The organism is Bacillus smithii, assembly GCF_001050115.1.
In the GTDB taxonomy this organism is placed as follows: domain Bacteria; phylum Bacillota; class Bacilli; order Bacillales; family DSM-4216; genus Bacillus_O; species Bacillus_O smithii.
The window spans coordinates 660,807-676,546 of record NZ_CP012024.1 but is presented as its reverse complement, the minus strand read 5'-3'; the positions used below and the strand labels follow the sequence as shown (position 1 = coordinate 676,546).

Genomic DNA, 15,740 nt, shown 5'->3' with positions numbered 1-15,740 from the left:
GTCCGCAAAATTTCCACCTTCAAAGCTCAAAATCCGCGGGTGACGAAAAATCAAACTTTTTAAAAAAATCATCCGCAAAAGCCCACCGATGGAAATTTTTTAAGACCTGCTCAGTAAATCTTTTCACAAAATGGGGGTGCAGCCGATGAAACACTATGGCTATCCAAAAGAACAAGGTCTGTACAATCCGCAAAACGAACATGACGCTTGCGGAATCGGATTTATAGCAAATATAAAAGGAAAACCTGCTCATTCCATTGTAAAGCAGGGTATATACATGCTGTGCCAATTGGAACACCGCGGTGGCCACGTGAATGAAAAAACGGGAGATGGAGCGGGAATTATGCTTCAAATCTCGGATTCATTCTTTAGAAAAGAATGCGAAAAGCTTAATATTCATTTACCAGAAATGCATAAGTATGCAGTAGGAATGTTATTTATGCCACAAAACCAATCCGAACGGGAACGCGCTAAATCGCACATTGAACGGATTGTTGGCGAAGAAGGACAGTCGCTGCTCGGATGGCGTGAAGTTCCAACCGATTCTTCCGTCATTGGTGAAGGCGCTTTAAAAACGGAGCCTTTCATCATGCAATTGTTTATCGGGCAAAACGAAGAGATCCAATCGGAACGAGATTTTGAATTAAAATTATACATCATTCGAAAACGTATTGAACGAGCGATCGCAGAGGATCCGGCAATTAACGGCAGCTTTTATGTTCCGAGCCTGTCGACAAGAACGATCATATATAAAGGAATGCTTCTTCCGGAGCAGATCGATCAATACTATCTGGATCTTTCCGACGAAGCCTATACTTCTGCTTTCTCCCTTGTTCATTCTCGATTCAGCACCAACACATTCCCCAGCTGGGAGCGTGCTCATCCATACCGTTATTTAATTCATAATGGAGAAATCAATACCCTGAGAGGAAATGTGAACTGGATGCGTGCCCGCGAAAAGGCAAGTTACTCTAAAGTGTTCGGGGACAACTACGAAAAGATTTTGCCTATTATCGACGAAAGCGGAAGCGATTCCGCCATGTTGGACAATACACTTGAATTCTTGACATTATCGGGCCGTTCGCTTCCTCACGCTGCGATGATGCTGATTCCGGAACCATGGGATCATGATAGGCAAATGGAAGATCCAAAGCTTGCTTTCTATGAATACCACAGTTGCCTAATGGAGCCTTGGGATGGGCCTACTTCGATCTCCTTTACGGACGGTCGAAAAATCGGAACCATTTTGGACCGCAATGGACTGCGTCCTGCCCGCTATTATATAACGGAAGACGATTTAATCATCTATTCTTCTGAAACAGGAGTCGTACCTGTCGAAGAGGAAAAAATCATTTCCAAACAAAGCTTAGACGCGGGGAAAATGCTTTTGATTGATCTTGAAGAAGGCCGCATCATTTCCGACGAAGAGATCAAAGCAAAAATTGCTTCTGAAAAACCTTACCGCAAATGGCTCGACGAAAATCTTGTCCACCTATCCGATCTAAATGATTTCGAACCGGTGGAAACGCGTTTAGAATCCGAAAAAATTGTAAAATGGCAAAAAGCCTTTGGCTACACGTATGAGGAACTGACGAAAAATCTTAAATCAATGGCGACGGAAAAAAAGGACCCGATCGGATCCATGGGATATGATGCCCCGCTCGCCGTTTTGTCGGAACGTCCTCAGCTTCTCTACAATTATTTTAAACAACTGTTTGCACAAGTGACGAACCCTCCGATTGATGCCATTCGGGAAGATATTGTGACTTCAACTATGACGCTCCTTGGCAGAGAAGGAAATCTTCTCGAGCCTTCCGAACAGAGCTGCCGGAGAATTCGGCTTGAATCACCTATTCTTTCTGAGAAAGATTTAGCTGCTTTAATCGGCAATCGGTTTAAAGAATTTCGTGCGAAAACTCTGTCTATTTTATTTGACGCTTCTTCCCCTCAAGCCCTTGAACCGGCTTTAGACAGGCTGTTCCAAGAAGCGGAAGAGGCAATTGAGGAAGGGTATTCGTTGTTAATTTTATCCGATCATGGAGTGAACGAAGATTTCGCTGCCATCCCTGCTTTGCTCGCAGTCAGCGGTCTTCATCATCACTTAGTGCGAAAAGGGCTTAGAACGAAAGTAAGCCTTATTGTGGAAACGGCTGAAGCCAGAGACACTCATCACTTTGCTTGTTTAATCGGATACGGAGCAGATGCAGTTCATCCATACCTTGCCATTTCGTCTATTGAAGACATGGTGGAAAAAGGCATTATTAAAGAAATAAACGCTGAACAAGCCATCAGCAACTATTTGCAAGCGAGCATCGACGGGGTTGTCAAAATCATGTCGAAAATGGGTATCTCCACTATTCAAAGCTATAGAGGCGCCCAGATTTTTGAAACGGTTGGCATCGGAAAAGAAGTAGTGGACCGCTATTTTACCGGTACCGCTTCCCCATTAAGCGGGATTACGCTTCATGTGATTGCCGAAGAAACCCTGCTCCGCCACCGCCAAGCATTTCATAAAAGTGAATTCCAGGATACTTCCCTTGATTCCGGCGGAGAATTTCAATGGAGAAGAACGGGAGAAGCTCATGCTTTTAATCCGAAAACCATTCATACTTTACAACAAGCAGCACGGCAAAATAGCTATGAACTATATAAAAAATACTCAAAAATGATTTCAGAAGAACAAACATTTTTCCTTAGGGGTCTTCTTGATTTCAACTTTGGCAAAAGACCCGCAGTTCCTTTAGACGAAGTGGAACCTGTCGAATCCATTCTCAAACGCTTTAAAAGCGGTGCCATGTCGTACGGTTCCATCAGTAAAGAAGCTCACGAAACGCTGGCGATTGCGATGAACCGCATTGGAGGTAAAAGCAACAGCGGCGAGGGCGGCGAAGACCCTTCTCGTTACACGCCGGATGAAAACGGAGATTTGCGCCGGAGTGCCATCAAACAAGTGGCATCTGGACGATTTGGCGTAACGAGTCATTATTTAGTGAACGCCGAAGAAATTCAAATCAAAATGGCACAAGGCGCTAAACCGGGTGAAGGAGGTCATTTGCCGGGAAAAAAAGTATACCCTTGGATTGGGGACGTTCGTGGTGCCACACCCGGAGTCGGACTTATTTCTCCTCCTCCTCACCATGATATTTATTCTATCGAAGATTTAGCCCAATTGATTTACGATTTAAAAAATGCAAATCCGAAAGCTCGCATCAACGTGAAATTAGTTTCCAAGAGCGGTGTAGGAACAATCGCAACCGGCGTGGCCAAGGGGCTTGCCGATGTCATTTTGATTAGCGGATATGAAGGCGGCACAGGCGCATCGCCGAAATCAAGCATTAAAAATGCCGGAATTCCTTGGGAAATCGGCCTTGCCGAAACACATCAAACCTTGCTGATGAACGGTCTCCGTGATCGCGTAACCCTTGAAACAGACGGCAAAATGATGACAGGCCGAGATGTCGTCATCGCTGCTCTTTTAGGCGCTGAAGAATACGGATTTGCCACTGCACCTCTTGTCGTGCTTGGGTGCATTATGATGCGGGTTTGCCATATGGATACTTGCCCTGTAGGAGTCGCAACCCAAAATCCAGAACTTCGGAAGCGATTTGCCGGTTCGCCTGATCATATCGTGAATTACATGCACTTTGTCGCCCAGGAAATCCGCGAAATTATGGCACAATTGGGATTCCGGACGATGGACGAAATGATTGGACAAAAACAATTCTTAAAAGTTCATGAACGGGCCAAACGTCATTGGAAAGCCAAATATCTAGATTTGTCACCGCTTCTGTATGTACCGGAAGAAGCAAAGCATCAATCCCAGCACAAAACGCAGAACCAAAATCATCAACTTGAAAAAACGCTTGATCTTCAAAAGTTGGTTCCCGCTGCTCAACCTGCAATCGAATGGAAAAAACCTGTAAAAGGAAGTTTTCCAATCCGCAATATCAATCGGGCTACCGGAACCATTTTGGGATCTTTGATTACCCAAAAATACGGAGCTGAAGGTCTTCCTGAAGATACGATCCAATTTACATTCAAAGGTTCGGCCGGACAAAGTTTCGGTGCTTTTGCTCCTAAAGGGTTGACATTAGCGGTAGACGGAGATGCCAACGATTACTTTGGAAAAGGCTTATCGGGAGGAAAACTGATTGTTCGCCCTGATTCATCTTCCAGCCTAGTTCCGGAAGAACAGACTATCGCAGGAAATGTTTGCCTGTATGGAGCGACCGGCGGTGAAGCTTATATCAACGGAAAAGCCGGAGCCCGTTTTGCCGTTCGAAATTCCGGAGTCGACGTAGTGGTCGAAGGTGTAGGAGACCATGGCTGTGAATATATGACCGGCGGCAATGTCGTCATACTCGGCGATGTTGGGAAAAACTTTGCAGCCGGAATGTCCGGCGGCGTCGTATATATCTATGAAAAAATGTCTGGATTGACGAAACGTCAATGCCGAGAATCATCTCTTCTGTTTGAATCGTTGTCAAAAGAAGATGAGGACTTAGTGAAATCTCTTATAAAAAAACACGTTGACTACACAAACAGCCCGTTGGCCAAACGAATTCTCGACAATTGGAGCAAAACATCCGGCCGCTTTATAAAAATAATTCCTAAAGAATATAAAGAAATGAAACAAAAAATCCAACATTTCCTTTTGGAAGGAAAGACGCAGTCTGAAGCTGAATACGCCGCTTTTCTTGAAAGTACTGTCGAAAAAAAGACCATATCTGACGATCAGCGAATGATAGAAGCCATCAATTAGTAGAGAAAGGGGTTAGAAGCATGGGAAAAGCAACAGGTTTTTTGGAATATAAAAGAAAAAAAGCACCGGAACGTGATCCAAAAGTTCGCATCAAGGACTGGAATGAGTATCAGCTCCCTTTCTCCGAGAACGAATTAAAGATTCAAGCCGCCCGCTGCATGGATTGCGGAACCCCCTTCTGTCATACGGGAATGGAATTAAGAGGGATGCCTTCCGGCTGCCCTCTTTATAACTTAATCCCCGAATGGAATGATTTGGTATATCAAAACCGTTGGCAGGAAGCATTAGAACGGCTTTTGAAAACAAACAACTTCCCTGAATTTACCGGACGCGTTTGTCCTGCACCTTGCGAAGGATCATGTACTGTCGCCCTTTCCGATGATCCGGTGGCAATCAAATCTATTGAAAAAGCGATCATTGACAAAGGATTCCAGGAAGGATGGATTAAGCCAAACCCTCCCAAAGTGCGTACGGGGAAAAAAGTGGCCGTAGTCGGATCAGGTCCTGCCGGTCTTGCGGCTGCCGATCAGCTGAATAAAGCTGGTCATACGGTTACCGTATTTGAAAAAGACGATCGTGTCGGAGGACTGCTGACATACGGGATTCCTTCGATGAAGCTTGAAAAATCTACCGTAGACAGACGCGTGAATTTACTGAAACAAGAAGGCATTACGTTTGTGACAAACACGGAAATCGGAAAAGATATCAGCGCCGAAGAACTAAAGGAATCGTTTGACGCAGTCCTTTTATGCGCCGGCTCTCAAAAACATCGCGACATATTAATAGAGGGCCGTGAATCAAAAGGCATTTATTTTGCCATGGATTATTTAACGAAAAGCATTAAAGGATTGTTGGACGGAACAGAAGTGATTTCTGCGGAAGGAAAAGATGTTATTGTCATCGGCGGCGGAGATACGGGAGCTGACTGTGTAGCAACGGCTTTGCGTCAAGGAGCCAAAAGCGTCGTCCAATTTGGAAAGCATGAAAAAATGCCTGATTCACGATTGGAACGCAATCCATGGCCGGAATATCCGAATACTTTTAAATTAGATTATGCCTATGAAGAAGCCGCTGCGATTTTCGGAGAAGACCCACGCGAATATTTAATTCAAACGAAAAAATTTGTGGCTGATGAAAATGGCCATGTGAAAGAATTGCATACGGTTCAAATGGAAAAAACCTATCATGAAGACGGAACCTATACAATGAAAGAAATTCCGGGAACGGAAAAAGTATGGCCGGCTCAACTAGTATTAATTGCCATTGGATTCACCGGAACTGAACCAAAACTTCTTGATGCCTTTCAAGTAGAAAAAACAAGCCGGAATACTGCGAAAGCAAAATACGGCCAATATACAACGAACGTGGAGGGCGTGTTCGCTGCCGGAGATATGCGCCGCGGGCAAAGTTTGGTCGTTTGGGCCATTCACGAAGGCCGTGAAGCAGCTCGAGAAATCGACCGTTATTTAATGGGAGAGACCTTTTTGCCATAACCTGAAATACGCACAAAAAAAGAGGCCGACCTTTAAGTTCGCCTCTTTTTTTGTACTTTTTAATCTTGCAACAAACTATAGAGAACGGCTTTCTGAGCATGCAAACGATTTTCCGCTTCTTGAAAAACAATCGATGACGGCCCATCCATAATGTCCGCTGCTACTTCCTCTCCTCTGTGAGCCGGTAAGCAGTGCATAAATTTACAGTCCGGCTTAGCATATTGGAAAAGTCCTTGATTTACCTGATAAGGAATAAATATCTTCTTTCGTTCTTCCTGTTCTTTTTCCTGTCCCATACTGACCCACACATCTGTGTAAATAAAATCAGCCTCTTTCACTGCTTCTTTCGGATTTTCCAAATAGGTTATACAAGCTCCCGTTTTTTCTGCCAATGCTTGTGCTTTTGTCATGACTTGCGGGTCAGGCTCGAATCCCTTTGGAGTCGCCACAACACATTCCATTCCTGTCAAAGCCGCCCCTATCATTAAAGAGTGGGCAACATTGTTTCCATCTCCTACATATACTAACTTGACCCCTTTCCACTCTCCTTTCCATTCGTAAATCGTCAACAAATCTGCAAGCGCTTGACAAGGATGTGATAAATCCGTCAATCCGTTGATGACAGGAATGTCGGCTGCTTTCGCCAGCGACTCGATTTTGTCATGTCCGAACGTCCGGATCATGATCCCATCCAGATATCTCGACAATACTTTTCCTGTATCCTCGATTGTTTCTCCTCGTCCTATTTGAGTATGCTGCGAATCCAAAAACATTCCATGCCCCCCGAGCTGGATCATGGCAGCTTCAAAAGAGACTCTCGTACGGGTCGAATTTTTTTCAAAAATCATCCCGAGAATTTTCCCTTTTAAACTTTCAGAATAAGCGGAAGGATTTTTTTTCATATCAGCTGCTAATTCTATAAAATAAGAAATTTCATTCGGAGTAAAATCAGCAAGAGTCAGTAAATCTTTTCCTTTCAATTGTTCGGCTGTCACCGTATGAACGATTGCCATTTATAAACACTCCCTTTCCAATGTACCATCCTTTTTTGAAACTTTTTTAATTGATCATGTCAATATTAAAAACTTTCGTAAAATAAAAACCTTTATAATTAATATTTATACACAATAAAGAATTAAAATACAATCATAAATATCGCTATTGCAAAAAATTTATTTATATAATAAAATCAAAATGCATTGTTCGTAAGTTTCATGTTAAGATTATAAGTGAACGTAACATTTTATTAGCAACTCAATAGTCCACGAGGTGAAAGATTCATGAAAAAGAAAATACCAATGCGTGATACTCTAACAGTCAAAACAAGTTTTGTCCTTCCACCGGATACAAACCAACATGGTACTTTATTCGGCGGAAAGTTGATGGCATACATAGACGATATCGCCTCTATAACCGCAACTAAATTTGCAAGAAGACCGGTTGTAACTGCTTCAACGGACTCCGTAGATTTCCTTAAACCAATTAACAGCGGTGACTCTGTGACATTAGAAGCTCGAATCACATATACTGGTCGGACAAGCATGGAAGTATTCGTAAAAGTAACATCCGAAAATTTATTAACGGGTGAAAAAGCAGTTGCGGCTCTCTCTTTCTTAACTTTTGTTGCCCTTGATGAAAACGGAAAACCGACAGAAGTGCCTGAAGTGGTTCCGGAATCTGAAGAAGAAAAATGGCTGAATGAAACAGCTCTCAATCGGGCAGAACATCGGAAAGCACGGAAACTTCACAGCCAAGAACTAGCTGAATTTTTCTCCAAAATGGAATAAGTAATTTTTCAAAAGGCCGGAATTCTCCAATCCTTCAATCTTGATACTATACTACACTTGCTCTCCGCTCACATTTCTACAAGGAATTCCGGCCCTTTCCTTTTTTTTTCGGCTCCTCCAAAACCGTGAAACATAGTCCTACAATCCTCCTAAGTCGGAATAAGCTCATTAGATTTATAGAATAGTCCGATTTTCATTCTTTAAAAATGGCATTTCAAAATGATAAATGCCTCTATTAACGTAAACACGTCCTGAAGAAAACTTGAATGGCGAAATTCTGCTGCGACATTCTTTTACATAAAGTTACAAAGATTAAGTTTTATAAACAACAGCAAGCACATTCCCCCCTCCCCTTATGTCGAAAATGCTGATAGATTCGTTCATCCCGCCATTGTTACAAATCTTCTACATTTGTAACAACATATTTTGACAATAAAACCCATATACTTTTCAACAAAAAAACTTGTATACTTTTATAGGATAAAGACGATATGATTCTTCTGAACATGCGTCAAATTTGTTTGGCTTATTCGAAATGGAGGTATAAAAGGTGCTTTCTCAAGATATTGGAATTGACTTAGGCACGGCCAATACCCTTGTATATAGTAAAAATAAAGGAATTATTATAAACGAACCCTCTGTAGCAGCGATTGATATACATACGAAACAATTATTGGCAATAGGTTCAGAAGCAAAAAAAATGATCGGAAAAACCCCCGCCAACATTTCCGTTATTCGTCCATTAAAAAATGGGGTTATTGCTGATTTTGAAGTGACAACGGAAATGCTAAAAAGCATCATGAAAAAAGTAAACAAAGCGCTTGGAATCACCTTGCGAAAGCCGAATGTCGTGATCTGCGCCCCATCTGGAGCGACAACAGTCGAAAAAAGAGCGATTGAAGACTCTATTCGAAGCTGCGGAGCGAAAACCGTCCATTTGATTGAAGAACCGATTGCAGCGGCCATCGGAGCAGATTTGGCGGTAGATGAACCGATTGCTAATATGATTGTCGACATCGGTGGAGGCACTACTGAAGCGGCCATTATTTCCTATGGCGGAGTGGTGTGCAGCAATTCGATTCGAATTGGCGGAGACAAAATGGACGAAGATATCATTCAATATGTACGGAAAGAGTACAACCTGCTAATCGGCGAACCGACCGCAGAAATGCTGAAAAAAGAAATTGGATATGCGCCCATCGATCATAATATCCAAGAAATGGAGATTCGCGGAAGGGATTTAGTAACGGGACTCCCCAAAACGATTACTATTACTTCCTTAGAAATTCAGAAAGCGATAAAGGAAACCGTTTTACAAATATTAGAAACAGTTCGTGCTACGCTGGAAAATTCACCACCGGAACTTAGCGGTGACATTGTTGACAGAGGAATTATTTTAACAGGAGGAGCTTCCCTGCTGAACGGTTTAAAAGAATGGTTGGCAAGCCAGATGATTGTCCCCGTAAACCTCGCACCAAGTCCGCTCGAATCAGTCGCCATTGGTACAGGCCGGTCTTTGCATGTCATCCCTCAGTTAAAAAAAGTAAAAAATTAACGCTTGTTAAAGAAGTCTGTCTCTCCGATTAAAAAAAAGCAGGCCCTCATCCCTCCTGCTTTTTCGGAGGCAGACTTTTTTTCGATCTTATTAAGCCCCTCATATAAACCTTCTTTAGACCGCCGGAGATAAGACTTTTCTGATTTCTTTTCTTCAGGATGAATGATTTCAGCTAGCTTTTGAACACGCGATCTGCCAAAAATTCTCTTGACCGCTGCCTGAAGAAAAGCTATTATTAATTTAATAAATCTGAAAATACGAAAAAAATTTCATAGATTTCTTATCAAGAGAGGTGGAGGGACTGGCCCGATGAATCCTCAGCAACCAGCCGAATTGGCCAGGTGCTAAATCCAGCAAACTTTCGAGTTTGGAAGATAAGAAGGATCATTTTGGACATCATCCATCAAAAGCCTTCTTACGGAAGGCTTTTTTCATTTTATCCGTAATGAGAGGAGGAATACGCATGGGATTTTTGGATCGATTGAAAACAGAGATTTTAACAGCCGATGGCGCAATGGGCACGCTCCTCTATTCATATGGAATTGACTATTGTTATGAAGAATTGAATATTGCCAAGCCAGAAATCATTTCAAAAATACATGAAGAGTATATTCTTGCCGGGGCCGATGTCATCCAAACCAATACTTACAGTGCCAACGCTGTAAAACTGCGTCGTTACGGACTGGAAGAAAACGTCAAACAAATAAATAAAGCGGCTGTCCGTCTTGCCAAACAAGCAGCGGCTGATCATGGAACGTTTGTTTTCGGTACAATTGGGGGCATTCGCGGCTTCCGTAAAGATACCTGCTCACTGGCTGATATAAAAGAGGCCTTCCTAGAACAGGCAGAAAGTTTATTGAATGAAAATCCAGACGGACTGCTTCTCGAAACTTACTATGACTTTGAAGAATTGACAACCGTCTTAAAAATAGCTCGAAAATTAACAAACATTCCAATTATCGCTCAAGTGTCCATGCATGAACCCGGTGTCCTTCAAAACGGTCTATCTCTGAATGAAGCTCTCCACCGTTTGGAAGATCACGGGGCAGATCTGGTGGGTGTGAACTGTCGACTTGGACCTTACCATATGATACAAGCACTTGAAAAAGCTACATTGCCCAAAAAAGCGTATCTTTCCGCTTATCCTAACGCCAGCCTGCTGGATGTGAAAGACGGCCGAGTGATCTACGAATCGGAAGCCGAGTATTTCGGAAGAGCGGCGGTAAAATTGCGCAATCAAGGAGTCCGTCTTATCGGGGGATGCTGCGGCACAACGCCGAAACATATTGAAGCCGTCAAAAAAGCATTATCAGGTCTTTCTCCCATTCATCAAAAATCGGTGAAACCCGAAAAACCGATCATTGTAAAAGAACCACCGGCACCGCTCGATCCCCCTCTTCACGAACTAGCGAAGAAAAAACGGACGATTATCGTAGAATTGGATACTCCGAAACATTTGGATACTTTTCAATATTTTCAAGGGACTCAAGTACTTAAAGAAGTCGGAATCGACGCGATTACAATGGCCGATAATTCGTTGGCTTCACCGCGGATCAGCAACATGGCAATGGCGGCTTTAGTAAAGGCCAACCAGCGTATTCGCCCGCTCGTACATATAACCTGCCGAGATCGCAATTTAATAGGACTGCAATCGCATTTGATGGGCCTCCACACCCTAGGTATTCATGATATTCTTGTCATTACAGGCGATCCGACAAAAGTGGGTGACTTTCCCGGTGCCACAAGCGTATACGACGTTTCCAGTTTGGAACTGATTTCATTAATTAAGCAATTGAACAACGGGATTTCTTTTTCCGGGAAACCATTAAAACAAAAAACTCATTTTTCCGTTTCCGCTGCTTTTAATACGAATGTCCGCGTACTGGAAAAAGCAGTCAAACGGATGGAAAGAAAAATAGAATGCGGAGCCGATTCGTTTATCACACAGCCGGTTTTTACAAAGGAAAAAATAAAAGAAATTTACGAAGCAACGAAACACTTAAATGTCCCTATTTTCATCGGAATTATGCCATTAACAAGCCTCAAAAACGCAGAATTTTTGCATAATGAAGTGCCAGGCATAAAATTATCCGATGAAATTATAGAGCGAATGAGAGCATTCGACGGAGATAAAGAAAAATCCCAGCAAACGGGGATTGAGATCGCCAAAGAATTAATCGATACTGCTCTTCGGTATTTTAACGGAATTTATCTCATTACTCCTTTCCTTCGTTATGAAATGACAGCCGATTTGGCTCGCTATATTCGGGAACAAGATGCAAAAAAGGGAGAGACTGTACATGCCGAAATTACAACATCCAATTGAACACGAACTAGAAAAACGAATCCTCATCATCGATGGAGCAATGGGAACCATGATTCAACAAGCCGGCCTTACACCGAACGATTTCGGAGGCGAGCAGTATGATGGCTGTAATGAATATTTAAACATCACAGCCCCTCATGTGGTCGAGTGGATTCACCGCTCTTATTTGGAAGCCGGTGCCGATGTTATTGAAACCAACTCATTTGGCGGAACACCGCTTGTTCTGAATGAATACAATCTCGGCGATAGAGCTTATGAAATTAACCGTCGGGCAGCCGAAATCGCCAAAAAAGCTGCTGCCGAATTTTCAACACCGGAAAAGCCGCGTTTTGTGGCTGGTGCTATGGGGCCTACGACCAAAACGTTATCTGTAACCGGCGGCATCGATTTTGAATCGCTCAGCAAGCATTTTGAAATCCAAGCAAGAGGTCTGATTGACGGCGGCTGCGACCTTCTCCTTCTTGAAACCAGCCAAGATATGCTCAACGTGAAAGCCGGTTTTCTCGGCATCCAAAGAGCTTTTAAAGCAACGGGAAAAACTCTTCCTTTGATGATTTCAGGCACGATTGAACCAATGGGGACTACATTGGCCGGCCAAAACATCGAAGCTTTTTATCTCTCTTTAGAGCATATGAACCCTTTGTCTGTTGGATTGAACTGTGCAACAGGACCGGAATTTATGACGGACCATATCCGTTCGCTCTCCGGACTGGCTCAATCATTTGTCAGCTGTTATCCAAATGCGGGATTGCCGGATGAAGAAGGAAAATATCACGAAACTCCAGAATCCTTATCCAAAAAAATTGCCGGGTTTGCTGAAAAAGGATGGCTAAACCTAGTAGGCGGCTGCTGTGGAACGACACCAGAGCATATTCGAGCGATCAGCGAAGCCGTCAAACCGTACCCGCCCCGAAAACGGCCGAATCAGCCCCACGGCCATGCCGTATCAGGCATCGAACCACTTATTTATGATGATTCGATGAGGCCTCTTTTTATCGGTGAAAGAACGAATGTCATTGGTTCTAGAAAGTTCAAGCGGCTGATTATCGAAGGAAAATATGAAGAAGCGTCCGAAATTGCCCGCGCCCAAGTCAAAGGCGGCGCCCACGTAATCGATATCTGTCTTGCCAATCCGGATCGAGACGAACTAAGCGATATGGAAAATTTTATAAAAGAAGTAGTTAAAAAAGTAAAAGTCCCGCTTGTCATCGATTCCACAGATGAAAAAGTCATCGAAAAAGCCCTTACCTATTCACAAGGCAAAGCGATCATCAACTCGATCAATTTGGAAGACGGCGAAGAACGATTTGAAAAAGTCGTTCCTCTGATCAAAAAATACGGTGCAGCGGTGGTGGTCGGCACCATTGACGAAAAAGGAATGGCCGTGACAAGAGAACGAAAATTAGAAATCGCTGAACGATCTTATGATTTATTAGTTCATAAATGGGGACTTCAACCGGAAGATCTCATTTTTGACCCGTTAGTTTTTCCCGTGGGAACCGGGGATGAACAATATATAGGATCAGCACAGGAAACGATCGAAGGAATCAGGCTAATCAAGGAAAAACTGCCGCGCTGCTTGACCGTTCTTGGCATCAGCAACGTCTCTTTCGGCCTTCCTCCCGTCGGACGCGAAGTATTAAACGCCGTTTTTCTCTACCATTGCACCCAGGCGGGGTTAGATTACGCCATCGTCAATACCGAAAAGCTGGAGCGCTATGCATCTATTCCGGAAGATGAAAGACATCTGGCCGAAAAACTGCTGTTTGAAACCAATGATGACACATTGGCTGCTTTTACCGCATTTTACCGTGATAAAAAGAAGGAACATAAAGTTCAAGAACTTCCGAAAACAGTAGAAGAACGTCTTCGCTATTATATAGTCGAAGGTACAAAGGAAGGTCTTATTCCTGATTTACAAAAAGCGCTTGAAATCTTTGAAACGCCTCTGGACATCATCAACGGACCATTGATGGACGGAATGGCGGAAGTCGGCCGTCTTTTTAATGACAACCAGTTGATTGTCGCTGAAGTATTGCAAAGCGCTGAAGTAATGAAAGCAGCCGTTGCCTTTTTAGAACCGTTCATGGAGAAATCAGACAATGACAGCGGAAAAGGAAAAGTCTTGCTGGCCACCGTTAAAGGCGATGTCCATGACATCGGCAAAAATTTAGTCGACATCATCTTAAGCAACAACGGTTTTAAAGTCATCGACTTAGGTATTAAAGTAGCTCCTTCTGAACTCATTCAAGCTGTTCAAAAAGAACAACCCGACATTGTCGGTCTTTCCGGTTTGCTCGTAAAATCTGCCCAACAAATGGTGATGACCGTTCAGGATATGAAGCAAGCTGGAATCAACGTACCGGTGCTAGTCGGCGGTGCAGCACTTTCCAGACGTTTTACCGAAACGAAAATATCGCCTGAATACGAAGGACCCGTTTTATACGCGAAAGATGCCATGGAAGGCCTTTCTCTTGCCAACCGTCTGCAAAATGAAGAAGAAAAGCAAGATCTTTTATTGGAGCTTGAAGCCCAGCAAGTCAAAAGAGCAGAAACGGAACGGAAAAAAACATCCATTCAATCAGCCGCTGTTGCGGTCATGGAAAAGACAAATAAAACGGTGCGTCAAGATGTACCGGTCTTAATGCCAAGAGACACGAAAAAACATCTTTTCGTTGATTATCCCATTGCGTATTTGAAGCCTTACATTAACTTGCAAACATTGATCGGCCACCATCTTGGTTTGAAAGGAAAAGTAGACAAAATGCTTGCGCAAGGCGACGAAAAAGCAACGGCGTTAATGGAAATGATCGATGATTTTCTTTTCTCAGGTATTTTAAAACCTAAGGGAATGTATCAGTTTTTCCCGGCCCAATCGGATGGAAATGATGTGATCATTTATGATCCCGCCGATCAAAAGACGGTGATAGAACGTTTTTCCTTCCCTCGTCAAAAGAAAGAACCGTATCTTTGTCTTGCCGATTATTTAAAACCAAAAGAAAGCGGATTGATGGATTATGTCGGTTTGTTCGTCGTCAGCGCCGGATTTGGTGTTCGTGATAAAGCGAATGAATGGAAAGCAAAAGGAAAATTTTTAGCAAGCCATGCGCTGCAGGCGACAGCGTTGGAACTGGCAGAAGCGTTTGCCGAACGCCTTCACCAAGAAATGCGTGATTTCTGGGGATTTCCGGATCCAACTGATTTTACTATGAGAGACAGATTTGCGGCCAAATATCAAGGACAACGTTATTCTTTTGGTTATCCGGCCTGTCCGAATTTAGAAGATCAAAAGAAATTATTTAGCCTACTTCAACCGGAAGAAATAGGAATACGTTTAACCGACGGCTATATGATGGAACCGGAAGCTTCCGTGTCTGCGATTGTTTTCGCCCATCCGGATGCCCGCTACTTTAATGTAGAATCATGAATATTTCCCGCCTCTTTTCTCCATATTAAAAAGAAAAGGAGTTAGGAATAAATGGCGAAAGGCAAGCGCAAGGATCATCCTCTTATCCCTAAACAGCCGGCATATGGCATCCATTCTGATATTAATGAATACGCTCCGGGAGACTCCGTCAATGAGCATTCGGATCAAGAAGCTGCCAATGAACTAATCGGCAGATCAGAAATCGGCCAGCAAAATGAAAATTTGTAAAAGAAACAGCTTCCGGTAGTTTCCGGAGCTGTTTTCTTAATGAACATGGCCGCATATTCGTCTTTCCTTTTCACAAACCCAAAACTTCTTTTCCGCTTCCCTACCTTAGGAACATTCCCCCCTTTTTTCCCGTTCATTCACGAAAACTATTCATTCCTTTTT

Annotated in this window: 8 protein-coding genes and 1 riboswitch; of the genes, 7 read left to right on the top strand and 1 reads right to left on the bottom strand. The window is 43.2% G+C overall.

Annotation, left to right across the window (positions count from 1 at the left end):
• Nucleotides 1–145: 145 nt before the first annotated feature.
• On the top strand, nucleotides 146–4,762 hold the full coding sequence (gltB, locus tag BSM4216_RS03120) for a glutamate synthase large subunit (RefSeq protein WP_048622710.1): 4,617 nt from the start codon (nucleotides 146–148) through the stop codon (nucleotides 4,760–4,762).
• Nucleotides 4,763–4,782: 20 nt separating this feature from the next.
• Nucleotides 4,783–6,255, top strand: coding sequence for a glutamate synthase subunit beta (locus BSM4216_RS03115; RefSeq protein ID WP_048622709.1), 1,473 nt, complete (start codon nucleotides 4,783–4,785; stop codon nucleotides 6,253–6,255).
• A gap of 59 nt (nucleotides 6,256–6,314) precedes the next feature.
• Here the strand turns inward: BSM4216_RS03115 and argF are convergent, their stop codons facing one another.
• Nucleotides 6,315–7,268, bottom strand: coding sequence for an ornithine carbamoyltransferase (argF, locus tag BSM4216_RS03110; protein WP_048622708.1), 954 nt, complete (start codon nucleotides 7,266–7,268; stop codon nucleotides 6,315–6,317).
• Between the two features lie 267 nt (nucleotides 7,269–7,535).
• Between argF and BSM4216_RS03105 the strand changes: the two genes are divergently transcribed.
• From BSM4216_RS03105 to BSM4216_RS16855, 5 genes are all read left to right on the top strand, one after another.
• Nucleotides 7,536–8,042, top strand: coding sequence for an acyl-CoA thioesterase (locus tag BSM4216_RS03105; RefSeq protein WP_048622707.1), 507 nt, complete (start codon nucleotides 7,536–7,538; stop codon nucleotides 8,040–8,042).
• Nucleotides 8,043–8,592: 550 nt separating this feature from the next.
• Nucleotides 8,593–9,597, top strand: a complete 1,005-nt coding sequence (gene mreBH, locus BSM4216_RS03100) for a rod-share determining protein MreBH (protein WP_048622706.1) — start codon at nucleotides 8,593–8,595, stop codon at nucleotides 9,595–9,597.
• Nucleotides 9,598–9,874: 277 nt separating this feature from the next.
• A riboswitch (SAM riboswitch) is annotated at nucleotides 9,875–9,978 on the top strand.
• Between the two features lie 82 nt (nucleotides 9,979–10,060).
• Nucleotides 10,061–11,923 carry a bifunctional homocysteine S-methyltransferase/methylenetetrahydrofolate reductase gene (locus BSM4216_RS03095; protein ID WP_048622705.1) on the top strand — a complete coding sequence of 621 codons (1,863 nt, stop codon included), beginning with the start codon at nucleotides 10,061–10,063 and terminating at the stop codon, nucleotides 11,921–11,923.
• Nucleotides 11,898–15,350, top strand: coding sequence for a methionine synthase (gene metH, locus BSM4216_RS03090; protein WP_048622704.1), 3,453 nt, complete (start codon nucleotides 11,898–11,900; stop codon nucleotides 15,348–15,350). Before BSM4216_RS03095 ends, metH begins: the two co-directional genes overlap by 26 nt.
• Nucleotides 15,351–15,401: 51 nt before the next feature.
• The gene (locus BSM4216_RS16855; RefSeq protein WP_003353850.1) at nucleotides 15,402–15,578 is read left to right on the top strand and encodes a hypothetical protein; all 177 of its coding nucleotides are present in this window, start codon (nucleotides 15,402–15,404) and stop codon (nucleotides 15,576–15,578) included.
• Nucleotides 15,579–15,740 lie beyond the last annotated feature (162 nt).

Excerpts from the sequence above, each read along its gene's own strand:
- gltB (WP_048622710.1), top strand. The coding sequence starts at position 146 with ATGAAACACTATGGCTATCCAAAAGAACAAGGTCTGTACAATCCGCAA.
- BSM4216_RS03105 (WP_048622707.1), top strand. The coding sequence starts at position 7,536 with ATGAAAAAGAAAATACCAATGCGTGATACTCTAACAGTCAAAACAAGT.
- BSM4216_RS03095 (WP_048622705.1), top strand. The coding sequence starts at position 10,061 with ATGGGATTTTTGGATCGATTGAAAACAGAGATTTTAACAGCCGATGGC.
- BSM4216_RS16855 (WP_003353850.1), top strand. The coding sequence starts at position 15,402 with ATGGCGAAAGGCAAGCGCAAGGATCATCCTCTTATCCCTAAACAGCCG.
- argF (WP_048622708.1), bottom strand. The coding sequence starts at position 7,268 with ATGGCAATCGTTCATACGGTGACAGCCGAACAATTGAAAGGAAAAGAT.
- BSM4216_RS03115 (WP_048622709.1), top strand. The coding sequence starts at position 4,783 with ATGGGAAAAGCAACAGGTTTTTTGGAATATAAAAGAAAAAAAGCACCG.
- metH (WP_048622704.1), top strand. The coding sequence starts at position 11,898 with ATGCCGAAATTACAACATCCAATTGAACACGAACTAGAAAAACGAATC.